This window comes from Variovorax sp. GW821-FHT09D04, assembly GCF_059416405.1.
The window spans coordinates 639498-665120 of sequence record NZ_JBWKPA010000001.1 but is presented as its reverse complement, the minus strand read 5'-3'; the positions used below and the strand labels follow the sequence as shown (position 1 = coordinate 665120).

Sequence of the window (25623 nt, the reverse complement as noted above, 5' to 3'; positions counted from 1 at the left end):
CATGACCGGCGCCGCCAACGCACTGTCCATCGACGCACCGGTCTGCCGGTACGTCGAGCTGGACAACTTCACCGACACCCTGCCCGCGCAGGTCCTGTCGGAGGAAGAGCGCGCACGCGCCGAGAACCTGCGCTTTCCCGTCGACCGGCAGCGCTTCGTGGCGGCCCATGTCGCGCTGCGCCAGGCGCTGTGCGCGTACACGGGCCTGGCGCCCGACGCACTGACGCTGGCCACCGGCGCCTTCGGCAAGCCGTCGCTGGCGGGGCATCCGCGCACCCAGTTCTCGCTGAGCCACAGCCAGGGCCTGGCATTGATCGCCATCGGCGGTCGCGGCCCGCTGGGCGCCGACGTCGAACTGCTGCGCCCGATGCCGGACGCGGCCGACCTGGCGGCGGCGCATTTCACGCGGCGCGAACAGGAGGCGCTGGCCGCCCTGCCCGCGCACGAACGCGACCAGGCCTTCCTGACCTGCTGGACCCGCAAGGAAGCCTGCCTGAAGGCCATCGGCGTGGGCCTGCTGGTGTCGCCGCAGAGCTTCGACGTGGGCCTGGCACCGGACAGCCGCAGCGTCGAGCTGCCGGTGGCCGGACGCATCCTGGTGCTGGCGCTGGGGCCCGCGCCCGCGCGGGCGGACAGCGTGGGCTCGCTCGCCGAATGGCGCCATACCGAAGCCCGCGCCCGGCCCTCGCAGGCCGACCCCGAAGGCCGCCGCATGCGCCCCCTGAATCCGCGCAAGGGCATGAGCGAGGCGCGATGCGCAGGGGGGGTCGCATGACCCTCTTCACGCCCCTCATGTTCGGGCCGGCCTCGCGCCAGGTCTTCGGCGCGTTCCACGCCGCCGACGACCACCGGGGCGAGCCCACCGCCGTGCTCCTGTGCCCGCCCTTCGGCCAGGAGGGCCTGCGCACCCACCGCTTCTTCAAGGTGCTGGCCGAACGCCTCGCGCGCGCCGGCATCGCCACGCTGCGCTTCGACTTCTACGGCTCCGGCGACTCGCCGGGCGACGAGAGCGAGGGCGAGCTCGACGGCTGGCGCCGCGACCTGTGCGCGGCGCACGAGGAGCTGCGGCGGCACGCACCCCATGCCGCCATCGTGTGGATCGGCGCGCGCCTGGGCGCCACCCTGGCCGTGCTGGCCGCGCGCAACGGACGCTGCGACCCGGCGCGGCTGGTGCTCTGGGAGCCGGTGATCGACGGGCCTGGCTACGCGCGCCTGCTGCGCGAACGCCACGTCGAGGCGATCGACACGACCTTCTGCATTCCCGACCTGTCCTGGCGCCGCAGCCTCGCGCGGGAACCGGATGCGCTGCCCGAGGAGGCGCTGGGCGTGCGTCTCTCGCCGGCGCTGCAGGCGCAGCTGCGCGCCCTCACGCCGCAGTCCCTGCCGCTCACGGCCCTGCACGACACCCTGGTGCTGGCCCCGCCCGACGACACGTCCACCGCGCAATGGGCGGCCGAGCAGCAGTCGCGCCACATGCCGGTGCGCCTGGCCTACCTGAGCCACCCGCTGGACTGGACGTCCGACCCCTTTCCCCACAGCGCGATGGTGCCGGCCGATGCGCTCAACCGCCTGCAGGGAGCCATCCATGAATGACATGACGCAGACCCCGGTGTGCTTCGGCCCCGGCAACGCACTGATGGGCATGCTCACCCTCCCCGCGCAGCGCGTGCCGGCCCCCGTCGCCTGCCTGATGTTCAACATGGGCGCGAACCACCGCGTCGGGCCGCGCCGCATCAACGTGAAGCTGGCGCACCTGCTGGCCGCGCGCGGCGTGGGCAGCCTGCGCTTCGACCTGGGCGGCATCGGCGACAGCGAGGCGCTGGACACCGGGCCCGACCTGCAGACGCGCGCGGTGCACAGCCTGCAGGCCGCCATGGACCTCGTGCAGCGCATGCAGGGCATCGGCCAGTTCGCGACCGTGGCCATGTGCTCGGGCGTGGAGCACGCCATGTCGGCCGCCGCGGTGGACGCGCGCATGGTGGCGCTCTCGCTGTTCGACGGCTTTGCCTTCCCCCAGCGGCGCACGCGCTGGGAGCTCACGGTGCGCCGCGCGCTCGCGGCGCCGCTGCACCCGTCGTTCCCCGGCAAGGCGCGGCGCTGGGTGCTGCGCCATCTGCCGGGCAGCACGGTGGGCAAGCCGCTGCCGGGCTACTTCGTGGACCGGCGGCCGCCCAACGTCAATGCGATCTGGTTCGAAGCCACGATGAAGCGGCTGGTCGAACGCGAGGTGGCGGTGCAGCTGCTGTATTCGGGATCGCTGCATGTCTGCGACCGCGACCGCGACCAGCTCGGCGCCCTGCGCCGCGAACCGTTCATGCAGGGCCTGCAGTACGAGTTCATGCGGGACGTGGACCACACCGTCTGCACGGTGAAGGGCCAGCAGCTCTTCCTGCAGTCCGTCGGCGACTGGGTCGTCGAGCACTGTCTGGCCACCGGCAGCCCGCAGCGGCAGGACCGTCCGGCGACAGGTACCCCGCGCGCGATTCCGGCCACGCTCGCCGCGCCCTGAAACAACAACCGAAGCCAAGGAGATTGCCATGACATCCGCAACCCCAGCGAACCCGCGCGGCGAGCGCCTCCTCGCCACCGAGGGCGCCCGCGCCCTTCCCGGTGGCCGCTTCCGGTCGCGCGCCATGGCGCTTCTGCTGTCGCTCGGCTTGTGCGGCTGCGCACCCGGCTTCGGCACGCCAGGCCCGCTGCAGTCGGCCGACGGCACGGCCGGCGGCCGGATCGCGGCCATCACGCCGGAGCTGGTCCGCGCGCAGCTCGCCGGCAACACGGGCATCCCGCCCGAGGTGAAGGCGCTGTTCGGCCGGCCCGCGCCCTACACCATCGGGCCGGGGGACGTGGTGGGCATCACCGTCTACAACAACCCCGAGCTGCAGCCCAACCTGGGCGCGGTGATCGCGCAGCAGAGCGACCCGACCGGCGTCACCGTGGCACCGGGCTTCATCGTCGATGCCGCGGGCGAGATCAGCTTTCCCTACATCGGCCGCACCCGGCTGCAGGGCCTCACGGAAAGCGGTGCGTCCGAGCTGATCGCCAAGCGCATCGGCAGCATCATCAAGGCACCGCTGGTGAGCGTGCGCATCCAGTCGTTCCGCAGCCAGCGCGCCTATGTCGAGGGCGAGGTCCGAACGCCCGGGCTGCAGATCTTCACGGACATCCCGATGACGCTGTCCGAGGCGCTCAACCGGGCAGGCAGCATCACCGCCGGGGGCGACCGTTCGCATGTGACGCTCACGCGCGGCGACCGCACGGTGGTCATCGACCTGATGCAGCTCAAGCGCTTCGGCGCCGACGCCAACAACATCCCGCTGCGCAACGGCGACATCGTGTACGTCGGCAGCCGCGACGACAGCCGCATCTACGTGATGGGCGAGATCCTGCGGCCCTCGGCACTGCTGATGCGCAACGGCCGCATGAGCCTGAACGAGGCCCTCGGCGATGCGGGCGGGCCCGACCTGCTCACGGCCGACCCCGGGCAGATCTACGTGATCCGCAACTCGCCGCAGACGCCCGACACGCCGCAGATCTTCAGCCTGAACGCGAAGAACCCGGCCGCGCTCGCGCTGGCCGACCGCTTCGAGCTGCGGCCGCGCGACGTCGTCTATGTCGACCGCGTGCCGCTGGTCTCGTGGAACCGGGTCGCCAACCTGATCCTTCCCGCCGCCCAGGTGATCAACCTCGCGCGCGACACCGCCCGCAGCAGGTAGGCCGCGCAGCCCCGGCCCGAACACGACAAAGAAGGTGAAGCCCATGAATGCGCGTTGGTACCCCCCGCTTCCCGCACCGTACAGCCCGGAACCCGAGCGCCCGCACTCGCGGTTCAAGGAATACGTCGACCTGATGCTGGACAACCGATGGCTGATCGCCTCGGTCACCGCCGCGGTGTTGGTGCTGGGCGCGGGCTACGCGCTCTTCGGGCCGCGCGTGTACGAAGCGAACGTGCTGATCCAGCTCGAGGATGCCGAGCGCTCGCCCGGCGGCGCGGGCGATGCCGCGGTCAACGGCGTGGGCGTGAAGACGCCGACCTCGGGCGAGGCCGAGATCCTGAAGTCGCGCATGGTGCTCGGCCAGGCGATCGAGAACACCAAGCTGTTCATCAAGGCACGGCCGCACTACATCCCGGTCGTGGGCGCCTTCATCGCACGGCATTCGAAGACGCTGTCCAGGCCGGGCTTCCTCGGCATGCGCGGCTATGTGTCGGGCACCGAGCGGATCGCGGTCGCGCAGATGGACGTGCCGCCGGCCCTCGAGGGCAAGAAGTTCCTGCTGACCGCCGGCAAGGACGGCACCTACACCCTGATCCACCCCGACCTCGACACCCCGCTGCACGGCCGGGTCGGCGAGCCGCAGGACAGCTCGGTGCCGGGCGGAACGGTCCACCTGCTGGTGGCCTCGATCGACGCCCGGCCCGGCGGCGCCTTCGAGCTGACGCGGCATTCCACGCAGCTCACCATGCTCGAGCTGCAGCGCGAGCTGCGCGTGATCGAGAAAGGCAAGCAGTCCAGCGTGATCGACGTGAGCTGGCAGACCGACGATCGCGAGCATCTGGCGAACCTGCTCAACGAAGTGGCGCGCCTGTACATGCGCCAGAACATCGACCAGAAGACCGCGCAGGCCGAGCGCACGCTGAACTTCCTGGGCACCGAGCTGCCCAAGTTCAAGCAGCAGCTGGAACAGTCGGAAGAGGCCTACAACCAGTACCGCAACCAGAACGGAACCATCAGCCTGGACGACGAGGCGCGCAACGCGCTGTCGCAGAACGTCGACCTGCAGGCCAAGCTGCTCGACGCGCGCCAGAAGCGCCTGGACCTGGCGAGCCGCTTCACCAGCCAGCACCCGATGCTGATCACGCTCGACGCGCAGATCGCCTCGTTGCGCAAGGAGCTGGGCGGCGTGGACAACCGCATCCGCCGCATGCCGATGCTGCAGCAGAACTCGCTGCGCATGCAGCGCGACATCAAGGTCAACACCGAGCTCTATTCGTCGCTCTTGAACAGCTCGCTGCAGATGCGCCTGGCCCGCGAAGGCCGCATCGGCAACGTGCGCGTGCTCGACCAGGCGCTGTCGCCCGAGAAGCCGGTGCGGCCCAAGGCGGTGATCGTGATGGCGCTGGCGCTGGTCGTGGGGCTGTTCCTGGGCGCGGTCACGTCGGTGCTTCGCAAGGTGCTCAAGAACACGGTCGCCACCCCCGACGAGATCGAGATGCGCACCGGCCTGAACGTCTACAGCACGATCGCACTCAGCACGCGGCAGGGCACGCTCGACCGCGCCATCCGCCAGGGCAAGCCCGGCGTGAAGCTGCTGGCGGCCTCGCACCCGGACGACCCGGCGCTCGAAGGCGTGCGCAGGCTGCGCACCGCGCTGGGCTTCCTGATGGCGGGCGCGCAGAACAACCGCATCCTGCTGACCAGCGCCACGCCGGGCGCGGGCAAGACCTTCCTGTCGGCGAACTTCTCGGCCGTGCTGGCGGCCTCCGGCAGGCGCGTGCTGCTGATCGACGCCGACATGCGCCGCGGCAAGCTGGCGAGCCAGTTCGGGCTCAAGGCGACCACCGGCCTGTCGGAGCTGATCGCCGGCACCGCCACGCTCGCGCAAGCGGTGCATGCGCAGGTGCTGCCGCACCTGGACGTGATCACCACCGGCAAGCTGCCGCTCGATCCGGCCACGATGATGGGTTCCACTGCGTTCACGCGGTTGCTGGAGACCCTCTCGGCGCTGTACGACGCCGTGGTCATCGATGCGCCGCCGATCCTGCTGGCGACCGAGACCGTGGCGATGTCACCGGACGTGGGCACCCTGATGCTCGTGGCCCGCGCCGGCGACAGCGAGCTGGGCGACCTGGTGGAGAGCGCGAAGCGGCTGGCGCACGTGGGCGCGGCGTTCCACGGCGTGGTGCTCAACGCGCAGGACGCGCGGCAACGCCACAACGCCTACGGCTACGACTACGGGCCCTACGGCCTGCCGCCGAACATCTATCCGCCCGCGCTGGGGCACACCCCCCGCGCCGAACCGGAGCGCGCGACATCATGAGCACGCACCTTTCACGCACGCCGCACCGCACCGCCGCCCGCCCCGTGCCGGTGGGCGGCTCGCGGCTCCTGCAGGCCGCCAAGCGCACCATGGACATCCTCCTGGCGGGCGCCTTCTTCCTGTTCCTGGGCTGGGCCTACGCGCTGATCGCCCTCGGCGTGCTGCTGACCTCGGGCGGCCCGGCCATCTACGTGCAGCCGCGCTACGGCCGCGACGGGCGGATCTTCCGCTTCTACAAGTTCCGCACCATGGCGCCCGACGCCGATGCCCTGCTGGCCCGCCACCTGCGCGAGAACGACGCGGCGCGGCGCGAATGGGAGAAGTTCCAGAAGCTCGAGCACGACCCGCGGATCACCCGCTTCGGCGCCTTCCTGCGCCGCTACAGCATCGACGAGTTTCCGCAGTTCTGGAACGTGCTCAAGGGCGACATGAGCATGGTCGGCCCGCGCCCCTGCATGTTTGCGCAGAAGGAACTCTACGGCCCGTACTGGGCGTACTACTGCGCCGTGCGCCCGGGCATCACGGGCCTGTGGCAGATCAGCGGACGCAACGAGGTGAGCTACCGCCGCCGCGCGGCCATGGACGCCGAGTACGTCGCCACGCTGTCGCTGCTGCGCGACGTGGTGATCCTGCTGAAGACCTTCCGCGTCGTGCTCGGGGCGCGCGGTTCGCGCTGAGACCCGAAGCCCCCTCTCCCTTCACTGAAAGAACGCCATGCGAATCTATGTTGCAGGTCATCGCGGAATGGTCGGCCAGACGCTCACGAGGCGCCTGGGCGAACTCGGCCACGAGGTCGTGACGCGCAGCCACGCCGAGCTCGACCTGCTCGACCAGGCCGCCGTCGCGCGCTTCTTCGCGACCGAGCGCATCGACCAGGTCTACGTGGCGGCGGCCAAGGTCGGCGGCATCCACGCCAACATGACCTACCCCGCGCAGTTCATCTACGAGAACCTGCTGATCGCGGCCAACCTCACGCACCAGGCCTTTCTCGCCGGCGTCAAGCGGCTGCTGTTCCTCGGCTCGAGCTGCATCTACCCGCGGCTGGCCGAGCAGCCGATCCGCGAAGAGGCCCTGCTCACCGGCAAGCTCGAGCCCACCAACGAGCCCTACGCGATCGCCAAGATCGCGGGCATCAAGCTGTGCGAGAGCTACAACCGGCAGTACGGCGCCACGCACGGCGTCGACTTCCGCAGCGTGATGCCGAGCAACCTCTACGGGCCCGGCGACAACTACCACCTGGAGAACAGCCACGTGGTGCCGGCGCTGATCCAGCGCTTTCACCTGGCCAAGATCAGCCGCACGCCGAGCGTGCTGATCTGGGGCAGCGGCCGGGCGCGGCGCGAGTTCCTGTACGTGGACGACATGGTCGAAGGCTGCCTGGACGTGATGAACCTGTCGCGCGCCGCCTACGACCAGCACACCGATCCGATGCGCGGCCACATCAACCTCGGCACGGGCGAGGACGTCTCGATCGCCGAGCTGGTGGAGCACATCCGCGAGGTCGTGGGCTACGAGGGCAGCATCCACTACGACCTGGCCCAGCCCGACGGCGCTCCGCGAAAGCTGCTGGACGTGTCGCGCGCGGCCAGCTTCGGGTGGCGCGCCACGGTGCCGCTGGCCGAAGGGCTGCGCCGCACCTATGCGGACTACCAGACGGCGCGCCGGACCGCCGCAGAGGCCGAGCACGCCTGAAGCAGAAACGGACCTCGCCATGAGAACCCTCGTCTTCTGGTCCGGCATCGTCTGCGCCGCGCTGTGCGGGCTGATCGATCCTGTCTGGGGCTACGGGGTGGTGTTCGTGCTGACGGTGGTGCAGCTGTCGATGCTGGGCACCGCCAGCGACAGCGTGTTCCTGCTGATCCACTACACGGCGGTTCTCATCTACTTCTCGCTGGCGCCGGCGATGCAGATCGCGACCGACACCGACTTCTGGGAGGTCGGCATCGTCGGCCAGGCCGCGCACACGCAGGGGCTGATGCTCGTGCTGCTGTACATGGCCGGCGTGGAAGCCGCCCGGCTGGGCCTGCCCGAGCCGCCCGCCACGCCCCGGCCGGCGCAGCGCGCGCTCAGTGCCGGCGTCGCCCACCCCTTCCTGCTGTTGGCCTGCCTGGAGGTGGCGTTCGCCATGCTCTTCCTGCGCCCCGACATGAACTTCACGGCGCGCGGCGTGATTTCCGAAGAGGAGGCCGCGCCGGTCCAGTACATCGTCTATTCCACGCTGCCCAAGCTCATGGTGCTGCTGTGCTGCGTGGCGCTCGCGATCCACGCCACGCGCCAGCGCACGCTGTGGGCCTGGTGCGTCGCGGGCCTCGCCTTCGCGCTGGCCGCCATCGCCGCCAACCCGGTCAACACGGCGCGCCAGGTCATCCTGATCGGGCTGCTGCCGCTGCTCATCCACGCCCTGGGGCGGCGCCACCGGTGGACGCTCGCCGCCGTGATCTTCGGCGCCATCGCGGGCCTGGGGCCGGTGCTGAACCTGATCTCGCGGGACGCCATGTGGGGCGCGGAGCTGGCGTCGTACCCCTTCAGCCAGGACTTCGACGCGATGTTCGTCGTCGCGGGCATCCTGGAGCGCGCGCCCTCGCCCGACCTCGGCTACGGGCGCTACCTGCTCTCGGCCTTCTCCTTCATCCTGCCGCGCGAACTGAAGATGTTCCCGGGCTACGACCCGCTCGGCTGGCCGGCGGTGCTGGGCAACTTCTCGCAGAGCAACCTGTCGCTGCCGCCCTTCACCACCGCCTACTTCGACTTCGGGCTGGCGGGCCCGGCCCTGCTGGGCTTCGCGGTCTCGGCGCTCTTTCGCCTCGTCGACAAGGCCATCGACCCGCAACGCACACTGACGGCCGGCTACCTGTGCGCGCTGGTGCTGCTGGCGGCCTATGTGCCGTTCCTGCGCGGGCCGATCCTGGGCTGGGGACCGTTCGCGGTCTCGGGGCTGGTCGCGGCCGTCGTCGCCGGCAGCCTCGCGGCGTGGTTCCGCAGGCCGGCCCCCCGCCCGGCGCGCGCCAGCCTGCCGACCGCATGAGAACGCACGCAGGAGCGACCATGGCCACCTACCTCTTCTACGACACGATCCGGCTCAACGCGTCGGCGGGCGGGGTGCTGAACGTGTCCGAGGTGCTGCTCGAGAGCATGCGCGACGCGCCGGGCCACGAGGTGCAGCCGATCAGCGAGCGCCATCCGCACCTGTACGCGGCCGCACGGCGGCTGAAGATCAGCCGCTTCATCCTCGACACGCTGCTCTACAACATCCACCTGGTGCGCGGGTGGCTGCGCGGGGAGCGCGTGTACTCGCTGTTCCCGAACTACTTCCTGCCTTTCTCGCTGCTGGCGCCCTTCGGCCGCCATCGGGATTCGATCGTGGTGGTGCACGACGTGCAGTACAAGTCGTACCCGCAGTACTTCAGCGCGCGCAAGCGCCTCTGGCTCGACTGGAACCTGCACCGCGTCGCACGCAGCGCCGCCGACGTGGTCTTCATCAGCCGCAGCAGCCAGGAAGATTTCGAGCGGCACTTCAGGCGCTGCGAGCACCCGGCGGTGATCTTCAATCCCGTGGATGCGGGCGCCGTCGCCGCGAACGCCGACCGCACGGCAGCACCCGACGGACGCTACCTGATCGCGGCCTACCACTACTACCCGCACAAGAACTTCGAGGGCATCCTGAAGCTCTTCGTGCGCATGAAGCGCCAGGGCCTGGTCGACTACCTCGACATCACCGGCAACGGCGCCAAGGAGGTCGAACGCATGATCTCGGCCATGGCGCCCGCGTTCCGCGGCTGCGTGCGGCACCGGGGGCTGGTATCGCGGGAAGAACTCCTGCGGCTGTACCGGGGCGCGACGGCCTTCATCTCGCTGTCCACCTTCGAGGGCTTCAACCTGTCGGCCGCCGAGGCGGCCACGCTGGGCGTGCCGCTGCTGCTCTCGGACCTTCCGGTGCACCGCGAGCTCTTCGCGGGCTACGCGTTCTTCATCGGCAACGAATTCGTCGGCCTCGGCGGCATCGAGCGCTACCTGGCCGCGCACCAGCGCACGCGCCCCGCGTGGTCGCTCTCGCGGGTCTGCACGCCGGGCGCGGTGGCCGCGAGTTACCTCAGGCTGAAGCGCGGCGACGCGTCGCTGGCGAGGGCCACGCCATGACGAACCGCGCACGCTCCCTGCTTCGCACGCTCGCGGTGCTGGCGTTCGGGCTGACCGGCTGGGCACAGCCCACCGCCGCCGCACTGCCGGAAACGCAGGGCGTCCCGGGCTTCGGCGTGATGGTGCATTACCTGCCCGACAAGCAGTCCATCGCCGGCATCGGGCGCTTCGACGTCGACGCCTTCGCCGCCTCGCTCGCGGAGATGCGCGCCAGCCATCTCATCCTCACGCTCGGGCAGAACAACGGCCAGTTCATCGCACCGAATGCCGCCCTCGAAGCACTGTGCCCGCGCAGCGCCGCGCACCGTTCGCCGCGCGACCTGCCGATGGAGATCGGCCGCGCGCTGCGGCGCCACGGCATCGCGCTGATCCTCTACCTGCCCTTCCGCGCGCCGCAAGGGGATGCCTACCTGATGGAATGCCTGGGCGACGTCTCCGAACAGCAGCCACCGCCGCAGCGCTTCATCGCGGCCTGGTCGGCCGTGATCGACAGCTGGTCGCAGCACTACGGCCCACTCGCCACGGGCTGGTGGTTCGACGGTGTCTACAACACGACAGGCATGACGACGCGCGACTGGGACCGGTTCTGCGCGGCCGCGCGCAGCGGCGCACCCACCCGGTGGCTGGCCTTCAATGCCGGCGAGGGGGCGGCGCGCTTCAGCCTCAAGAGCGCGCCGTGCCAGAACCTCATGGCGGGCGAGTACCTGCAGCCCACCGCACGCCTGGCCTCGCCGCCCTCCGAACTCCGGTTGCATGTGCTGACACCGCTGGGCGCCTCCTGGGCCCAGCCGAGTGCGCCGCGCTTCTCGGCCGCGCAGCTGCGCAGCTGGATCGGCGACGCGAGCGCCCGGGGCGGAATGCTCACGCTCGACATGCCGCTGGACGCCGACTTCCACTTTCTTCCCGCCCACGTCGCGCTGGTGCGCAGCGCCACCGCGCCGCGGCCCTGACCCGTACCAACCCGCTTGCCCGACCATGGACCACGCCCTCCCCTTCATCGTTGTGGAAGACCGCCAGAACACGGCCCTGCGCCTGTGCTGCGAATCCGCGGCCATGGCGCAGGAGCAGCTGGTCGTCCTGTCGGACACCGACGCCGGGCCAGCATACGAACGCTTCTGCCAGGCCTACGTGCACCTGTCGAGCAACACGCCGGCGTTCGAGAAGATCTGCTTCCGGCGCTACTTCCTCCTGGCGAACCATCTCGCGGCGCACCCCGATTGCCGCGCCTTCGTGCTGATCGACAGCGACGTGCTGCTGTTCAACGGCGTCGGCGCCCACATTGCGCGCCTGGTGGGCCACGCCGATTTCTCCGGCTCCAGCATCCTGCCCACGGACGGCTGGAACCCCTGCCAGATCTCGCCGCACGTGAGCTACTGGACGGCGGCCGGCCTGCAGGACTTCGTCGCCTGTCTCCTGCGCATGTACAGCACGCCCGCGGGCCTGCACCAGCTGCGCGACATTGCCGAGCGCTTCGCGGCCCGCAGCGTGCGCGGCGGGGTGTCCGACATGACGCTGCTGTACCTGTGGGCGCAGGCCAGCGGCAACACCGTGCCGATCAACCGGGTGTTCGACGGCCAGGTGATCGACCACAACGTCAACGGCGGCACCAACCACTTCGTGCGCGAGTTCCGCGTGCGCGGCGGCGCCAAGCGCCTTGCCTTCATCGACGGCCAGCCCTGCCTGCAGACGCCGGCGGGCGACACGGTGCGCGTGCTCGCGCTGCACTTCCAGGGCGCCGCCAAGCTGGCGATGCAGCCCGCGCTGCATCGCCGCGTGTACACGGTCGCGGCGCTGACCTGGGCACTGCAGATGGCGCGCCGGGCCAAGAACAACGCGCACCGGATCGCCTCGCGCGCGCGCCGCATGGCCGACACCTTGGGCTTCGCGGATGCGCCAACACCGAAGCACCCCGCGGACGGGAGCACGCCATGAAGCCCGCCGCCGGCACCTCGTTCGCCCTGCCCGGCATCCGCCTGGCGCAGCGCCTGGGGCTGGGAGCGCTCGCGTCGCGGCTGTATGTGTACCTGTCGGGTTTCCTGGCGATCTTCCTGATCGCGGCGCAGGTGGCGCCCGCGCGCTTCGGCGAGTACTCCGTCTACCAGTCGGTGCTCGAGGTGGCGCTGGTCGTGGGCACGCTGGGCAGTTCGCTGCTGTTCTCGCGCAATGCCGCGAGCGTGCCGCCCCGGGTGACGCGCGGCGACCTGGTGCGCACGCTGGCGATCGGGCTGCCGCTGGCCGCACTGCTCGCGGCCGGCGTCGTGGGCGCGCAGCGCCTGCCGGTGGCCGGCGCGCCCTTCGTGCTGATCGTGCTGTCGCTCGCGGTCTTCGCCTTCAACAGCCTGCGCCTGTCGTACAGCCGGGGCCTGGGCCATGCGGGCCTGCTCAACCTGGAGTCGGGCGTGCGCGCAACCGTGCTGGTGCTGGGCGTGGCGACGCTCGCTGCGCTCGGCCTGGAGATCGGTGTGGCGCACCTGCTCGCCATCAATCTGCTGGCCTTGGTGCTCGTGGGCGCGGCCATCTTCCTGCCGGCGAACGGCGTGGCGCCGCCGGCCGGGCCGCCCGTGCTGGCGCTCGCGTCGCAGGCCAGCGCCACGGTGTATGCGCTGCTGACCTTCCTGCTGCGCAAGTCGGACCTGCTGCTGGTGGCGCTCTTCATGCCGCTGGGCTACGTGGGCGCGTTCAAGCTGGCCTTCCTTCTCGCGGAGGCGCCCTCGCAGTTCGTGCAGGCCTTTCTCGTCACGAAGACGCCGGCGATGCTGGACGCCAACGCGACCAACCTAACGATCGAGAAGCTGCGGCTGGCGCGGCATTCGTTCCTGCTCGGCTGCGTGCTCTTCGTGGGGCTGGCGGGGCTGATGGCGGTGGCCGCGCCACTGCTCAAGCTCGGCCCCGAGGCGCGCGACATCTTCGTGTGCATCGCGCCGTACTTCCTGCTGAGGACCTACACGGTCCATCACGAAACGATGCTCGCGCTGAACGCCACGATGGGCTCGCTCGGGTGGTGGACGCTGCTGGAGTTCGCGCTGCGGCTGGCTTCGTATGGCGTCGTGATCTCGCTCTTTCCGGACAAGCCGCACTACGTCTTCTTCATTGCCTTCGTCACCGACTTCGTGCTGTACGAGCTGCGCATGCGCGCGCTGTTCGGCTTCTTTCCGATCGTGCGCCTGCTGCACCCGGCCCTGGGGAGCTCGCCGTGAAGATCCTGCTGTACTCGATGAACTTCGCGCCCGAGTTGGCCGGCATCGGCAAGTACTCGGGCGAGATGGCCGACTGGCTTCAGGCCCGGGGCCACGACGTGCGCGTGATCGCGGCGCCGCCCTTCTTTCCGCACTGGGCGGTGTTCGAGGGCCATTCGGCCTGGGCCTATCGCAGGACCACCGAGCGCAACGGCCTCACGGTCTGGCGCGCGCCCACCTGGGTGCCTTCGCAGCCGCGTGCGCTGGCGCGCGTGGCACACCTGTGCTCGTTCATGCTGTCGAGCCTGCCGCTGCTGCTGGCGCAGGCGCGCTGGAAGCCCGACCTTGTGTTCGTCGTGGAGCCGCCGCTTTTCTGCGCGCCCGCGGTGCTGTGCTTCGCGAAGCTGCTCGGCATCAGGTCGTGGCTGCACATCCAGGACTTCGAAGTCGATGCGGCGTTCGGCCTGGGCCTCGTGCGCGGCGCGGGCGTGCGGCGCGTCGCGCTGTCGCTGGAGCGATGGCTGCTGACGAGGTTCGACCGCGTGTCGACCATTTCAGCGGCCATGGTCGACAAAGCCAGGAGCAAGGGCATCGGTGAAGGTCGCTTGGTGCTCTTCCCGAACTGGGTAGACGTCTCGGCGATCCGCCCCGCTCCCCGCGCGACCGATGGCTACCGGGCCGAGTTGGGCATTGCGCCCGATGCCGTGGTCGTGCTCTATGCGGGCAGCCTGGGCGCCAAGCAGGGCATCGAGCTGCTGGCCGAGGCCGCGGGCCTGCTGGCCGACCGGCGGAACATTCACTTCGTCATCTGCGGCAACGGCCCGAGCCGCGCCTCGCTGATGTCGGCCTGCGCCGGCCTGGACCGCGTGCACTTTCTCGAGCTGCAGCCCGCCGAACGGCTCAACGAATTGTTGGGCATGGCCGACATCCACGTGCTGCCGCAGCGTGCCGATGCCGCCGACCTCGTGATGCCCTCGAAGCTGGCCGGCATGTTCGCGAGCGGCAAGGCCGTGATCGCCACGGCGCACCCCGGCACCGAACTCGCCCGCGTGGTCGCGGACCGCGGCTTCGTGGTGCCCCCGGGCGATGCGGCCGTGCTGGCCGACGCGATCGCGCAGCTCGCGTGCTCGCCGGGCCTGCGCCAAGCGCTCGGTGCGGCGGGCCGCGCGTTCGCGCTGGCGGAGCTCGACCAGGACGCCATCCAGTCGCGCCTCGAACAAGAGCTGCTTCGCTGCGTGGCGGACCGAGGCACGGCCACGCCATCCCCACTGCGCGAGTCCCAACCATGACCCACTCAAAGATTCTGGTGACGGGTGGCGCCGGCTTCGTCGGAAGCCACGCCTGCGTGGCGTTGATCGCGGCCGGCTACCTGCCGGTGGTGCTGGACACGCTGGTCAACAGCGACCCGCGTTCGCTGGAGCGCGTGGCACGCATCTGCGGTGTGCAGCCGCAGCTGGTGCGCGGCGACGTGCGCGACGCGGCGGTGCTCGACCGCGTGTTCGCCGAGCACGGGGTCGACGCGGTGCTGCATCTCGCGGGGCTGAAGGCGGTCAGCCGCTCGGTGAGCGACCCGCTCGGCTACTACGACGTCAACGTGGCGGGCAGCCTCGCGCTGGCGCGGGCCATGGAGCGCGCCGGCGTGCGCACGCTGATCTTCTCGTCCTCGGCCACGGTCTACGGCGACATCCCCCGCTCGCCGATACGGGAGAGCGCGTCGTACGCGGCCGTCAACCCCTACGGGCGCTCCAAGGTGATGGTGGAGCGCATGCTCGCGGACCTCGCCCGCTCCGATCCGCGCTGGGGCATCGCATGCCTGCGTTTCTTCAACCCGATCGGCGCGCACGAGAGCGGCCTGCTGGGCGAACACCCGCAGGGGCCGCCCGACAACCTGGTGCCGTATGTCTCGCAGGTCGCGGTGGGCGAGCGCGGGCACGTCGTCGTGCACGGCAACGACTACGAGACGCACGACGGCACGGGCGTGCGCGACTACGTGCACGTGATGGACGTGGCCGAAGGCCATGTGGCGGCCCTGCGGTACGCGACGCTGCATCGGGGCCTGCTCACGGTGAACCTGGGCACGGGGCACGGCGCCTCGGTGCTCGACGTGATCGCGGCCTTCGAACGCGCATGCGGGCACCGCATCGCGGTGCACATCGGTCCGCGCCGTCCCGGCGACGCCGCGGCCTACTGGGCGGACGTGCAGCACGCCCAGGACCGGCTCGGCTGGCGCGCACAGCGCAGCCTGGACCAGATGTGCGCCGACAGCTGGCGCTGGCAGCTGGCGAACCCGCGCGGCTTCGACGAACCGATGCCGGGCTTCCCGGTCCGCGCCGCCGACGGCACCGCACCGACCGCCGTCACTCACTCACTTCAACCGGGGCAAGAACATGGCTGAAAACACGCTCACACCCTCTGGCGACCCCACCCCCGCCGTGATGGCGCCGCGCCGCCCGGGCCCGTCCGCCCCCGTGTGCGCGCCCGCCGCGAGGCTGTGGCCGGACTTCATGACGGGCCAGGAAAAATCGCCGGTGCGCGTGCTGCTCATCGACGACGACGAGTACATGCGCCGGGTGATCGCCCAGGAGTTGCTGTCGGACCTGCGCATCCAGCTCGAAGGCCAGGCCGACAGCATCCGCGAGGGGCGCAAGCTGCTGGCCACGCATGCGTTCGACGTGCTGATGGTCGACCTGCGGCTCAGCGACGGCATGGGCTTCGAGCTGATCGCCGAGGCGCGCCGTCACCATGGCAACGGCGAGATCATCGTGATCTCCGCGCTCGAGGACGATGCCCACGTGCTGCGCGCCTTCGAGCTGGGCGCCACGGGCTACCTGCTGAAGAACGCCTGGCTGCAGAGCTTTGCCGATGCCGTGCTGCATGTGGTGAACGGCGGCGCCGTCATCACGCCGCGGCTCGCGCGGCGCCTGCTGCACCGCCTGAACCACCAGCCCCGCGAGCCGCAGCCCGCCGACGACGCATCACCGCCGCGCGACACGACGCTGACACCGCGCGAGAGCCAGGTCCTTCGCCACGTGGCGTCGGGCTACGTCTCGGCGGAGATCGGCGCCAAGCTCGGCATCACCGGCCAGACGGTCAACGTGCACATCAAGAGCATCTACAAGAAGCTGCATGTGCATTCGCGCGCCCAGGCGGTGAACCTCGCCGTTCACACGGGCCTGATCTGAGCGGCACGCCCTCGAAGCGATCCGGTTCATCACCCACTGCACACACAAAGGCTGGTCACCATGAACACCCCCACCATTCATCCCGTGGTCCTGTGCGGCGGCAGCGGCACGCGGCTGTGGCCGCTGTCGCGCAAGGCCTTTCCCAAGCAGTTCGCACCGATCGTGGGCAACAAGAGCCTGCTGCACCTCACGCTCGAACGGCTCGCGACGCTGAACCGGACGATCACCTGCGTCGCGTCGGAAGAGCATCGCTTCCTGGTGCGCGAGGCGATCGAGAACGCGCACGCGCAGGGCCGCCAGATCCTCGAGCCCGTGCCCCGCAACACGGCCGCCGCGATGGCCGCGGCGGCCCTGCTGGCCGAGCCCGACGACCTGCTGCTCTTTGCGCCCGCGGACCACCACATTCCCGACGTGGCGCTGTTCGAAGCCACGATGCGCAGCGGCGTCGAAGCAGCCCTGGCAGGCAAGATCGTCACCTTCGGCATCGCGCCCAGCTTTCCGAGCACGGCCTACGGGTACATCGAGGCGGCCGGGGCCACGGGCCATGGCCCCAGCCACGCGGTGGCGCGCTTCGTCGAGAAGCCGACGGCGGCGGTGGCGCAAACGCTGATCCTGCAGGGCAACTACTGCTGGAACGCGGGCATCTTCCTGGTCCAGGCGCGCACGCTGGTCGCGGCCCTGCGCACGCATGCGCCCGACATCCTCGCCACCTGCGAACGCGCGACCGCCGCGGTGTCGGTCGACGGCAGCTTCGTGCGGCTGGACCGCGAGGCCTTCGAAGGCTGCCGCAGCGACAGCATCGACTACGCGGTGCTCGAAAAGCACGCCGACGTCGCGGTGGTGCGCTTCGAGGGCGCCTGGAGCGACGTAGGCAGCTGGAACGCGGTGGCCCAGCTGCACCCGGCCGACGAGGCGGGCAACCGCGTGAGCGGCGCGGGCAGCGTGCTGAACTCGCGCAACACCTTCGTCCATGCGCCGCACCGGCCGGTGGTGGCGCTGGGCACCGAGGACCTGATCATCGTGGACACGCCGGACGCCGTGCTGGTCGCGGGCGCGGACTGCGCCGAACAGGTGGCCGAGGTGGTGCGCATGCTGGCGCGCGAGGGCACGGTCGAAGCCACCGAGCATCGCCGCGTGGTGCGGCCCTGGGGCGCCTACGACAGCATCGACACCGGCGAGCGCTTCCAGGTGAAGCACCTGACCGTCAAGCCCGGCGGCAAGCTGTCGCTGCAGATGCACCACCACCGCGCCGAGCACTGGATCGTCGTCAAGGGCACGGCCAAGGCCACGCGCGGCGGCGAAGTGCTGCTGGTGCGGGAGAACGAGTCGATCTACCTGCCCTCGGGCACCATCCACCGGCTGGAAAACCCCGGCAAGACGATGCTGGAAGTGATCGAGGTGCAGACCGGCAGCTACCTCGGCGAAGACGACATCGTGCGCTTCGACGACACCTACGGCCGCTGCCCCGCGGCCGAGAAGCGCGAGGCACTCGCGTTGCAAGCGGCCCTGCAGCCCACGACTGAACGTGGCGTCGATGCGCCGGCCTGACCCGTCCCTTCCCTTCCTCTCACCTCATTGAAGCCATGAAAAAACGTGCTGTCGTCACTGGCATTACCGGACAGGACGGGGCGTACCTGGCCGAGCTGCTGCTGGGCAAGGGATACACCGTCTACGGAACCTTCCGCCGAACCAGTTCGGTGAACTTCTGGCGCATCGAGTCGCTCGGCATCCAGGACCATCCGGAGCTTCATCTCGTGGAGTACGACCTGACGGACCTGGGCAGTTCGATCACGCTCATTCGCGATGCGCAGCCCGACGAGGTCTACAACCTGGCGGCGCAGAGCTACGTGGGCGCGAGCTTCAACCAGCCCGAAGCCACCACGAACATCAACGGACTGGGCACCCTCCACCTGCTCGACGCGATCCGCCTGACGGACCGCGGCATCAGGTACTACCAGGCCTCGACGTCGGAGATGTTCGGCAACGTGCAGGCCATTCCGCAGAAGGAAGACACGCCCTTCTATCCCCGCAGCCCGTACGGCGTCTCCAAGCTCTTCGCCCACTGGATGACGATGAACTACCGCGAGAGCTACGGGCTCTTCGCTTGCTGCGGCATCCTCTTCAACCACGAGAGCCCGTTGCGCGGCCGCGAATTCGTGACGCGCAAGGTCACCGACGCGGCGGCCAAGATCAGGCTCGGCAAGCTCGATGTGCTCACGCTGGGCAACATGGACGCCAAGCGCGACTGGGGCTATGCGAAGGAATACGTCGATGGCATGTGGCGCATGCTGCAGGCCGACAAGCCGGACAACTACGTGCTCGCCACCAACCGCACGGAAACCGTGCGGGATTTCGTCGACATGGCGTTCAGGGCCGCGGGCTACGAACTCCGGTTCGAAGGGTCGGCGCAGGAAGAGGTCGCCATCGACCGCGAGACCGGCAAGGTCCTCGTGAGGGTCGATCCGAAGTTCTATCGCCCGGCGGAGGTGGAACTGCTCATCGGCGATGCGTCGCATGCCAGGAAGACGCTGGGCTGGGAGCCCCGGACGACGCTGGAGGAGCTGTGCGCGATGATGGTGGAGGCCGATCTGCGGCGCAACCGCGAAGGCCGCTCCTTCTGAGCGCGGCAGACCCGTCCTGATGGCATCGGGATTTGCGCGGGACCAACAAAAACGGCACCCGAAGGTGCCGCCTGAAACGAAAACGGCACCTGATGGTGCCGTCTGTCGTAGGTCTGAAATGGTGGGCGGTGGAGGCTTCGAACCTCCGACCCCAGCAGTGTGAATGCTGTGCTCTACCCCTGAGCTAACCGCCCTGAGACACTGCTTTTGAGTTCAGTGTCTTGAACACGTATCGCGTTGTGCGAAGCCTCAGATTATGCCATAGCTTTTCAGCCGTTTTGGCGAAATAAAGTTTTTCCGCCGCTGGATTTGTCGAGTTGCGACAACACGGCCTCGTGCGCGCTGAGCTCATGCTCGGCCGCCACGATCACCGGCAGCTCGAACTGGCTCAGGTCGATGGCCACGACGGTGGTGCCCTGCGCAGGCTCGTTCGAGGCCACGTCGATCAGCAAGGCGTCCTGCCCGCGCGTGAGGTTGATGTAGACGTCGGCCAGCAGCTGCGCGTCGAGCTTGGCGCCGTGGAAGGTGCGGTTCGAGCGGTCGACGCCGAAGCGGTCGCACAGCGCGTCGAGCGAATTGCGCTTGCCCGGGTAGACCAGCTTGGCCATGGCCAGCGTGTCGGTCACTTCGCTCACGAAGGTCTTGAGCGGCGGCAGGCCGGCGCGCTCGAATTCCTTGTTGAGAAAGCCGACGTCGAAGGCCGCGTTGTGGATGATGAGTTCGGCGTCGCGCAGGTACTCGATGATGTCCTTGCCCAGCGTGGCGAACTTCGGCTTGTCGCGCAGGAAGTCGGTGGTCAGGCCGTGGACCTTGAGCGCGTCCTCGTGGCTCTCGCGCTCCGGGTTGAAGTAGATGTGCAGGTCGTTGCCTGTGAGCTTGCGCGCGAACAGCTCCACGCAGCCCAGCTCGATGATGCGGTCGCCATTTTCGGCAGAGAGCCCCGTGGTTTCCGTATCGAGAACGATCTGGCGCGACATCAGTGGTTTTCCTTGGCGTGGTTAATCGAGTACTTCGGAATCTCGATCGTCACATTCTCCTGCGCCAGGATCGACTGGCAACTCAGGCGCGATTGCGGCTCCAGGCCCCAGGCACGGTCGAGCAAATCTTCTTCGCCCTCTTCCGCTTCGTTCAGCGAGTCGAAGCCCGCGCGCACGATCACGTGGCAGGTGGTGCAGGCGCAGCTCATCTCGCAGGCGTGCTCGATGTTGATGTCGTGGTCGAGCAGGGCCTCGCAGATCGAGGTGCCGGCGGGCGCGGTGATCTCGGCGCCTTGCGGGCAGTACTCGGGATGCGGGTAGATCTTGATCGTGGGCATGAAATGGTTCTGTCTACAGGGATTCGACCTTGCGGCCCGCGAGCGCGCGTGCAATGCCCGCGTTCATGCGCTGGGCGGCGAAGGCTTCGGTGTCGTTGGCCAGCGCCTTCGTGGCGGCTTCGATCGCGGCAGCTTCGTTGCTGCTCTTGGCGGTTTCGCGCAGCCGCGCCATCGAGGCGTCGATGGCGGCGCGCTCTTCAGCGCTCAGCAGATCGCCGTCGGCATCGAGCGCACTCTGCGTGGCCAGCAGCATGCGGTCGGCATCGACGCGCGATTCCACCAGCGCGCGGGCCTGCATGTCCTGCTGGGCGGTGGAGAAGCTTTCCTGCAGCATGGTCGCGATCTGGTCGTCCGACAGGCCGTACGACGGCTTGACCGCCACGCTGGCCTCGACGCCGCTGCCCTGCTCCTTGGCGCTCACGCTCAGCAGGCCGTCGGCGTCGACGGTGAAGGTCACGCGGATGCGCGCCGCACCGGCCGCCATCGGCGGGATGCCGCGCAGCGTGAAGCGCGCGAGGCTGCGGCAGTCGGACACGAGGTCGCGCTCGCCCTGCACCACGTGCAGCGCCAACGCGGTCTGGCCGTCCTGGTAGGTCGTGAAGTCCTGCGCCATCGCGGTGGGGATGGTCTGGTTGCGCGGCACGATGCGCTCGACCAGGCCGCCCATGGTCTCGATGCCGAGCGACAGCGGGATCACGTCGAGCAGCAGCAGTTCGCCCGCGCCGTTGTTGCCGGCCAGCTGGTTGGCCTGGATGGCGGCGCCGAGCGCCACGACCTCATCGGGGTTCAGGTTGATCAGCGGCTCGCGCCCGAAATAGGCGGCCACCGCACTGCGGATCTGCGGCATGCGCGTGGAGCCGCCGACGAGCACGATGCCCTGCAGCTCTTCAGGCTTGAGCTTGGCGTCGCGCAGTGCCTTGCGCACGGCCGCGAGGGTGCGGTCGGTGAGCGCCTGCGTGGCGGCAAAGAACTGCGCGCGGGTCAGCGTGAACTCGGCATTGCCGCCCGCCAGCGCGGCGCTGAAGAGGGTCGAGTCGGCATCGGTCAGTGCTTCTTTCGCGGCGCGCGCGGCCACGAGCAGTGCCGCGCGGTCGTTGTCGCTGCCGGCCTGACGGCCAGTCCGCGCGAGCACGAAGTCGGCGATCGCGTGGTCGTAGTCGTCACCGCCGAGGGCCGAATCGCCGCCCGTGGCAATCACTTCGAACACGCCCTGCGTGAGCCGCAGGATCGAGATGTCGAAAGTGCCGCCGCCCAGGTCGTAGACCGCATAGACGCCTTCGCTGGCGTTGTCCAGGCCGTAGGCAATGGCGGCGGCGGTCGGCTCGCTGATGAGGCGCAGCACGTTCAATCCCGCGAGCTGCGCGGCGTCCTTGGTCGCCTGGCGCTGGCCTTCGTCGAAGTAGGCCGGCACGGTGATGACAGCGCCGTAGAGCTCGTCGTCGAAGGTGTCTTCGGCGCGGTAGCGCAGCGTGGCCAGGATCTCGGCGCTGATCTCGACGGGCGACTTCTCGCCGGCCGAGGTCTGCACCTTGACCATGCCGCCGTCGTCACCGCCGATGCGGTACGACATGGCATCGCGGTTCGCGATGTCGGCCAAGCCGCGGCCCATGAGCCGCTTGACCGAGGTGATGGTGTTGGCGGGGTCCTGTGCGCGTGCAGCCACGGCCTCGAAGCCGATCTGGCGGCGATCGCCGTCGAGGTAGCGCACGGCCGAGGGCAGCAGCACGCGGCCCTGGTCGTCGGGCAGGCATTCGGCCACGCCGTTGCGCACCGAGGCCACCAGCGAATGCGTGGTGCCCAGGTCGATGCCCACGGCGATGCGGCGCTGGTGCGGGTCGGGCGCCTGGCCGGGTTCGGAAATCTGAAGAAGAGCCATAAGGGCTTATTGTCCCAACTGATCGAGTTTTGTTTCGACGTCCTGGCCGAAGCGCTCAATGAACATGAGGGCTCTCACCTGCTGCACGGCGCCGGGGTAGTCGCCCTTTTCGTCGATCAGCCAGTCGAGCGACGAGAGTGCGCGGGCGCGCGTGGTTTCGACGTCCTCCTGTAGCACCTCGACAGCGGCGATGTCGCGGGCGTCATCAAGCGCTTCGCGCCACTCCATCTGCTGCATGAGAAAGGCACCCGGCATCGCCGTGTTGTTCTCCGCATTCAGCGGTGCGCCATTGAGTTCGCAGATGTAGCTCGCGCGGCGGATCGGGTCTTTCAACCGCTGGTAGGCCTCGTTGATGCGCACCGACCACTGCATGGCCACGCGCTGCGCGGCGGCGCCCTGCGCGGCAAAGCGGTCCGGGTGCGCCTCGCGCTGCAGCTCCTTCCAGCGCGCGTCGAGCACGGCGCGGTCCTGCGCGAAGGTCGCCGGGACGGCGAACAGTTGGAAGTCGGTGTCGTTCAGATTCATGGCAAGAAAAAACCGCCAGCACATGACATGGTGGCGGCTGTGGTCGCGGTCAGCGACGACGCATCAGATGCGAAAACTTTCGCCGCAGCCGCAGCGGTCGCGTTCGTTCGGGTTGATGAACTTGAAGCCCTCGTTCAGGCCTTCGCGCACGAAGTCGAGCTGCGTGCCATCGATGTAGGCCAGGCTCTTCGGATCGACCAGCACCTTCACGCCGTGGTCTTCGAACACCACGTCTTCAGGCGTGAACTCGTCGACGTACTCGAGCTTGTAGGCCAGGCCCGAGCAGCCGGTGGTCTTCACGCCCAGCCGCACGCCCACGCCCTTGCCCCGTTTGCCGAGGTAGCGGGTGACGTGGCGCGCAGCGGCTTCGGTCAGCGTGACGGCCATCTCAGTGAACAGCAGCTTCGGCGGTCGACTCGGTGGTCTTGGCGCCGTGCTTCGCCTTGTAGTCGCTCACGGCCGCCTTGATGGCGTCTTCCGCGAGGATCGAGCAGTGGATCTTGACCGGCGGCAGCGCCAGTTCTTCGGCGATCTGCGCGTTCTTGAGGGCCGCCGCTTCGTCGAGCGTCTTGCCCTTGACCCATTCGGTCACGAGCGACGACGAGGCGATGGCCGAGCCGCAGCCGTAGGTCTTGAAGCGTGCGTCTTCGATCACGCCGGTTTCGGGGTTGACCTTGATCTGCAGCTTCATCACGTCGCCGCAAGCCGGTGCACCGACCATGCCGGTGCCCACCGAGTCGTCGCCCTTTTCGAAGGAGCCGACGTTGCGGGGATTTTCGTAGTGGTCGATGACCTTGGAAGAATATGCCATGGTGTACCTCTCAAACTTTGTTCAATCGTGGAGCCTTGGGCTGGCCTGGGTCAGTGGGCCGACCACTGGATCGTGCTGATGTCGACGCCGTCCTGGAACATCTCCCACAGGGGGCTCAGCTCGCGCAGCTTGGCGACGTTGTGCTTGATGGTCGAGATGGCGTAGTCGATTTCTTCTTCGGTTGTGAAGCGGCCGATGGTCATGCGCAGGCTGCTGTGGGCCAGCTCGTCGCTGCGGCCCAGGGCGCGCAGCACATAGCTGGGCTCCAGGCTGGCCGAGGTGCAGGCCGAACCCGACGACACCGCCAGGCCCTTGATGCCCATGATCAGCGACTCGCCTTCGACGTAGTTGAAGCTCATGTTCAGGTTGTGCGGCACACGGCGCTCGAGGTCGCCGTTGATGAAGACCTGTTCGACATCCTTCAGGCCGTCGAGCAAGCGCTTCTGCAGACGCGCCGCATGGGCGATGTCGTCCTTCATCTCGAGCTTGGCGATGCGGTAGGCCTCGCCCATGCCGACGATCTGGTGCGTGGGCAGCGTGCCCGAGCGCATGCCGCGCTCATGGCCACCGCCGTGCATCTGCGCTTCGAGGCGGATGCGCGGCTTGCGGCGCACGTACAGCGCGCCGATGCCCTTGGGGCCGTAGGTCTTGTGCGACGCCAGGCTCATCAGGTCGATGGGCAGCTTCGTGATGTCGATGTCGATCTTGCCGGTGGCCTGGGCCGAGTCGACGTGGAAGATCACGCCCTTTTCGCGGCAGGCATTGCCCAGCGCGACCACGTCCTGGATCACGCCGATTTCGTTGTTCACGAAGAGCACGCTGGCCAGGATGGTGTCGGGGCGGATGGCCGCCTTGAACTTCTCGAGATCGACGAGGCCGTTTTCCTCGACGTCGAGGTAGGTCACTTCGAAGCCCTGGCGCTCGAGTTCGCGCATGGTGTCGAGCACGGCCTTGTGCTCGGTCTTCAGGGTGATCAGGTGCTTGCCCTTGCCCTTGTAGAAGTGGGCCGCGCCCTTGAGCGCCAGGTTGATCGACTCGGTGGCGCCCGACGACCAGACGATTTCACGCGGGTCGGCGTTGATCAGGTCGGCCACCTGGCCGCGCGCCTTCTCGACCGCCTCTTCGGCTTCCCAGCCCCAGGCGTGGCTGCGCGATGCCGGGTTGCCGAAATGTTCGCGCAACCAGGGAATCATGGCGTCGACCACACGCGGGTCGACCGGCGTGGTGGCGCCGTAATCGAGATAGATCGGGAAATGAGGAGTGACGTCCATGGCTGGCTCGGGCTGGCGTGGGGGGTTGTGTTCTGGGATCAGGGCAAACTCAGGGCGATGCCCGCAGGCATCGCCGGACTCATCGGGGGTCAGGACTTCGCGAAGACGTTGCCGAGGGCGAAGACCGAATTCGGTGCGTTCACGCGGATGGGCTTGACCACCGGCTGGGCTGAGATGGCGCGCTTGACGACCGGCTTGTTCTCGATCTGCACGCCCTTGGCGATCTGGTCGTCGACCAGCTTCTGCAGCGTGACGGAGTCGAGGAACTCGACCATGCGCTGGTTCAGCGAGGCCCAGAGTTCGTGCGTCATGCAGCGACCCTGCTCACCGAGGCAGTTTTCCTTGCCGCCGCACTGGGTGGCATCGATCGGCTCGTCGACGGACACGATGATGTCGGCGACCGTGATGTCCGCCGCCTTGCGTCCGAGGCTGTAGCCGCCGCCGGGACCGCGGGTCGACTCGACCAGCTCGTGGCGGCGCAGTTTGCCGAACAGCTGTTCGAGGTACGACAACGAAATCTGCTGCCGCTGGCTGATCGCAGCCAGCGTGACCGGACCGGTGTTCTGACGCAACGCCAGATCGATCATTGCTGTGACCGCAAAACGGCCTTTGGTAGTGAGACGCATCGCAAGCTCCTTCAAGTGCTTACCGTTGAAATGACACCACAGCC

The 25623-nt window shown here is 68.9% G+C and carries 25 protein-coding genes and 1 tRNA gene; 17 read left to right on the top strand and 9 right to left on the bottom strand.

What is annotated here, in order from left to right; translation table 11 throughout:
* Position 1 precedes the first annotated feature (1 nt).
* From AC07O4_RS03010 to gmd, 17 genes are read left to right on the top strand one after another with little or no spacing between them, the layout of a single operon-like run.
* A complete protein-coding gene (locus AC07O4_RS03010; RefSeq protein ID WP_495303729.1) occupies positions 2-775 on the top strand; it encodes a 4'-phosphopantetheinyl transferase family protein in 774 nt (257 codons plus the stop codon).
* Positions 772-1593, top strand: coding sequence for a serine aminopeptidase domain-containing protein (locus AC07O4_RS03005; protein ID WP_369629150.1), 822 nt, complete (start codon positions 772-774; stop codon positions 1591-1593). Before AC07O4_RS03010 ends, AC07O4_RS03005 begins: the two co-directional genes overlap by 4 nt.
* Entirely contained in the window at positions 1586-2509 is a 924-nt protein-coding gene (locus AC07O4_RS03000; protein ID WP_062473263.1) for an alpha/beta hydrolase family protein, read from the top strand. The genes AC07O4_RS03005 and AC07O4_RS03000 overlap by 8 nt, the downstream gene beginning before the upstream one ends.
* 28 nt (positions 2510-2537) lie before the next feature.
* The gene (locus AC07O4_RS02995; protein ID WP_495303728.1) at positions 2538-3716 is read left to right on the top strand and encodes a polysaccharide biosynthesis/export family protein; all 1179 of its coding nucleotides are present in this window, start codon (positions 2538-2540) and stop codon (positions 3714-3716) included.
* A gap of 43 nt (positions 3717-3759) precedes the next feature.
* A complete protein-coding gene (locus tag AC07O4_RS02990) occupies positions 3760-6039 on the top strand; it encodes a polysaccharide biosynthesis tyrosine autokinase (RefSeq protein ID WP_495303727.1) in 2280 nt (759 codons plus the stop codon).
* Positions 6036-6716: a sugar transferase gene (locus AC07O4_RS02985; protein ID WP_487849448.1), complete on the top strand. Its 681-nt coding sequence runs from the start codon at positions 6036-6038 to the stop codon at positions 6714-6716. Before AC07O4_RS02990 ends, AC07O4_RS02985 begins: the two co-directional genes overlap by 4 nt.
* Positions 6717-6753: 37 nt before the next feature.
* Positions 6754-7731 carry a GDP-L-fucose synthase family protein gene (locus tag AC07O4_RS02980; RefSeq protein WP_139704932.1) on the top strand — a complete coding sequence of 326 codons (978 nt, stop codon included), beginning with the start codon at positions 6754-6756 and terminating at the stop codon, positions 7729-7731.
* Positions 7732-7750: 19 nt separating this feature from the next.
* Entirely contained in the window at positions 7751-9064 is a 1314-nt protein-coding gene (locus tag AC07O4_RS02975; protein ID WP_070061041.1) for a hypothetical protein, read from the top strand.
* A 20-nt stretch (positions 9065-9084) separates the two neighbouring features.
* Positions 9085-10176: a glycosyltransferase gene (locus AC07O4_RS02970; RefSeq protein ID WP_495303726.1), complete on the top strand. Its 1092-nt coding sequence runs from the start codon at positions 9085-9087 to the stop codon at positions 10174-10176.
* Entirely contained in the window at positions 10173-11126 is a 954-nt protein-coding gene (locus AC07O4_RS02965; RefSeq protein WP_495303725.1) for a hypothetical protein, read from the top strand. Before AC07O4_RS02970 ends, AC07O4_RS02965 begins: the two co-directional genes overlap by 4 nt.
* 25 nt (positions 11127-11151) lie before the next feature.
* Entirely contained in the window at positions 11152-12108 is a 957-nt protein-coding gene (locus AC07O4_RS02960; RefSeq protein ID WP_495303724.1) for a hypothetical protein, read from the top strand.
* Positions 12105-13373: a polysaccharide biosynthesis protein gene (locus tag AC07O4_RS02955; RefSeq protein WP_495303723.1), complete on the top strand. Its 1269-nt coding sequence runs from the start codon at positions 12105-12107 to the stop codon at positions 13371-13373. Before AC07O4_RS02960 ends, AC07O4_RS02955 begins: the two co-directional genes overlap by 4 nt.
* A complete protein-coding gene (locus tag AC07O4_RS02950) occupies positions 13370-14641 on the top strand; it encodes a glycosyltransferase WbuB (protein WP_495303722.1) in 1272 nt (423 codons plus the stop codon). The genes AC07O4_RS02955 and AC07O4_RS02950 overlap by 4 nt, the downstream gene beginning before the upstream one ends.
* Positions 14638-15747, top strand: a complete 1110-nt coding sequence (gene galE, locus AC07O4_RS02945) for a UDP-glucose 4-epimerase GalE (RefSeq protein WP_495303721.1) — start codon at positions 14638-14640, stop codon at positions 15745-15747. The genes AC07O4_RS02950 and galE overlap by 4 nt, the downstream gene beginning before the upstream one ends.
* Before the next feature lie 40 nt (positions 15748-15787).
* On the top strand, positions 15788-16534 hold the full coding sequence (locus AC07O4_RS02940; RefSeq protein WP_070061303.1) for a LuxR C-terminal-related transcriptional regulator: 747 nt from the start codon (positions 15788-15790) through the stop codon (positions 16532-16534).
* A gap of 60 nt (positions 16535-16594) precedes the next feature.
* Entirely contained in the window at positions 16595-18082 is a 1488-nt protein-coding gene (locus AC07O4_RS02935) for a mannose-1-phosphate guanylyltransferase/mannose-6-phosphate isomerase (protein ID WP_495303720.1), read from the top strand.
* A gap of 35 nt (positions 18083-18117) precedes the next feature.
* Positions 18118-19155 carry a GDP-mannose 4,6-dehydratase gene (gmd, locus tag AC07O4_RS02930; RefSeq protein ID WP_495303719.1) on the top strand — a complete coding sequence of 346 codons (1038 nt, stop codon included), beginning with the start codon at positions 18118-18120 and terminating at the stop codon, positions 19153-19155.
* A 119-nt stretch (positions 19156-19274) separates the two neighbouring features.
* On the opposite strand, the gene AC07O4_RS02925 is transcribed toward gmd, so the two are convergent.
* The 9 genes from AC07O4_RS02925 to iscR form a co-directional block, all read right to left on the bottom strand.
* Positions 19275-19349 (bottom strand) — tRNA-Val (locus tag AC07O4_RS02925).
* Between the two features lie 75 nt (positions 19350-19424).
* Positions 19425-20132, bottom strand: coding sequence for a DNA polymerase III subunit epsilon (dnaQ, locus tag AC07O4_RS02920; RefSeq protein WP_369629161.1), 708 nt, complete (start codon positions 20130-20132; stop codon positions 19425-19427).
* On the bottom strand, positions 20132-20470 hold the full coding sequence (fdx, locus tag AC07O4_RS02915) for an ISC system 2Fe-2S type ferredoxin (RefSeq protein ID WP_070061051.1): 339 nt from the start codon (positions 20468-20470) through the stop codon (positions 20132-20134). Before fdx ends, dnaQ begins: the two co-directional genes overlap by 1 nt.
* Before the next feature lie 13 nt (positions 20471-20483).
* Positions 20484-22346, bottom strand: a complete 1863-nt coding sequence (hscA, locus tag AC07O4_RS02910; RefSeq protein ID WP_495303718.1) for a Fe-S protein assembly chaperone HscA — start codon at positions 22344-22346, stop codon at positions 20484-20486.
* Positions 22347-22352: 6 nt separating this feature from the next.
* Positions 22353-22871, bottom strand: coding sequence for a Fe-S protein assembly co-chaperone HscB (hscB, locus tag AC07O4_RS02905; protein ID WP_495303717.1), 519 nt, complete (start codon positions 22869-22871; stop codon positions 22353-22355).
* 63 nt (positions 22872-22934) lie between these two features.
* Positions 22935-23258 (bottom strand): iron-sulfur cluster assembly protein IscA, encoded by a 324-nt coding sequence (iscA, locus tag AC07O4_RS02900; protein WP_007828190.1) that lies wholly within the window; start codon positions 23256-23258, stop codon positions 22935-22937.
* A gap of 1 nt (position 23259) precedes the next feature.
* On the bottom strand, positions 23260-23682 hold the full coding sequence (iscU, locus tag AC07O4_RS02895; protein ID WP_070061054.1) for a Fe-S cluster assembly scaffold IscU: 423 nt from the start codon (positions 23680-23682) through the stop codon (positions 23260-23262).
* 50 nt (positions 23683-23732) lie between these two features.
* Positions 23733-24953, bottom strand: a complete 1221-nt coding sequence (locus tag AC07O4_RS02890; protein ID WP_062473230.1) for an IscS subfamily cysteine desulfurase — start codon at positions 24951-24953, stop codon at positions 23733-23735.
* A gap of 89 nt (positions 24954-25042) precedes the next feature.
* Positions 25043-25579: a Fe-S cluster assembly transcriptional regulator IscR gene (iscR, locus tag AC07O4_RS02885; RefSeq protein ID WP_056580055.1), complete on the bottom strand. Its 537-nt coding sequence runs from the start codon at positions 25577-25579 to the stop codon at positions 25043-25045.
* Positions 25580-25623 lie beyond the last annotated feature (44 nt).

Bases quoted from the DNA above. Each gene is read 5' to 3' on its own strand.
- AC07O4_RS02935 (WP_495303720.1), top strand. From the start codon at position 16,595: ATGAACACCCCCACCATTCATCCCGTGGTCCTGTGCGGCGGCAGCGGC.
- dnaQ (WP_369629161.1), bottom strand. From the start codon at position 20,132: ATGTCGCGCCAGATCGTTCTCGATACGGAAACCACGGGGCTCTCTGCC.
- AC07O4_RS02970 (WP_495303726.1), top strand. From the start codon at position 9,085: ATGGCCACCTACCTCTTCTACGACACGATCCGGCTCAACGCGTCGGCG.
- AC07O4_RS02955 (WP_495303723.1), top strand. From the start codon at position 12,105: ATGAAGCCCGCCGCCGGCACCTCGTTCGCCCTGCCCGGCATCCGCCTG.
- AC07O4_RS03010 (WP_495303729.1), top strand. From the start codon at position 2: ATGACCGGCGCCGCCAACGCACTGTCCATCGACGCACCGGTCTGCCGG.
- AC07O4_RS02990 (WP_495303727.1), top strand. From the start codon at position 3,760: ATGAATGCGCGTTGGTACCCCCCGCTTCCCGCACCGTACAGCCCGGAA.
- AC07O4_RS03000 (WP_062473263.1), top strand. From the start codon at position 1,586: ATGAATGACATGACGCAGACCCCGGTGTGCTTCGGCCCCGGCAACGCA.
- AC07O4_RS02980 (WP_139704932.1), top strand. From the start codon at position 6,754: ATGCGAATCTATGTTGCAGGTCATCGCGGAATGGTCGGCCAGACGCTC.
- AC07O4_RS02985 (WP_487849448.1), top strand. From the start codon at position 6,036: ATGAGCACGCACCTTTCACGCACGCCGCACCGCACCGCCGCCCGCCCC.
- hscA (WP_495303718.1), bottom strand. From the start codon at position 22,346: ATGGCTCTTCTTCAGATTTCCGAACCCGGCCAGGCGCCCGACCCGCAC.
- AC07O4_RS02960 (WP_495303724.1), top strand. From the start codon at position 11,152: ATGGACCACGCCCTCCCCTTCATCGTTGTGGAAGACCGCCAGAACACG.
- iscU (WP_070061054.1), bottom strand. From the start codon at position 23,682: ATGGCATATTCTTCCAAGGTCATCGACCACTACGAAAATCCCCGCAAC.
- AC07O4_RS02940 (WP_070061303.1), top strand. From the start codon at position 15,788: ATGGCGCCGCGCCGCCCGGGCCCGTCCGCCCCCGTGTGCGCGCCCGCC.
- hscB (WP_495303717.1), bottom strand. From the start codon at position 22,871: ATGAATCTGAACGACACCGACTTCCAACTGTTCGCCGTCCCGGCGACC.
- fdx (WP_070061051.1), bottom strand. From the start codon at position 20,470: ATGCCCACGATCAAGATCTACCCGCATCCCGAGTACTGCCCGCAAGGC.
- AC07O4_RS02975 (WP_070061041.1), top strand. From the start codon at position 7,751: ATGAGAACCCTCGTCTTCTGGTCCGGCATCGTCTGCGCCGCGCTGTGC.
- AC07O4_RS03005 (WP_369629150.1), top strand. From the start codon at position 772: ATGACCCTCTTCACGCCCCTCATGTTCGGGCCGGCCTCGCGCCAGGTC.
- AC07O4_RS02995 (WP_495303728.1), top strand. From the start codon at position 2,538: ATGACATCCGCAACCCCAGCGAACCCGCGCGGCGAGCGCCTCCTCGCC.
- iscA (WP_007828190.1), bottom strand. From the start codon at position 23,258: ATGGCCGTCACGCTGACCGAAGCCGCTGCGCGCCACGTCACCCGCTAC.
- AC07O4_RS02890 (WP_062473230.1), bottom strand. From the start codon at position 24,953: ATGGACGTCACTCCTCATTTCCCGATCTATCTCGATTACGGCGCCACC.
- iscR (WP_056580055.1), bottom strand. From the start codon at position 25,579: ATGCGTCTCACTACCAAAGGCCGTTTTGCGGTCACAGCAATGATCGAT.
- gmd (WP_495303719.1), top strand. From the start codon at position 18,118: ATGAAAAAACGTGCTGTCGTCACTGGCATTACCGGACAGGACGGGGCG.
- AC07O4_RS02965 (WP_495303725.1), top strand. From the start codon at position 10,173: ATGACGAACCGCGCACGCTCCCTGCTTCGCACGCTCGCGGTGCTGGCG.
- galE (WP_495303721.1), top strand. From the start codon at position 14,638: ATGACCCACTCAAAGATTCTGGTGACGGGTGGCGCCGGCTTCGTCGGA.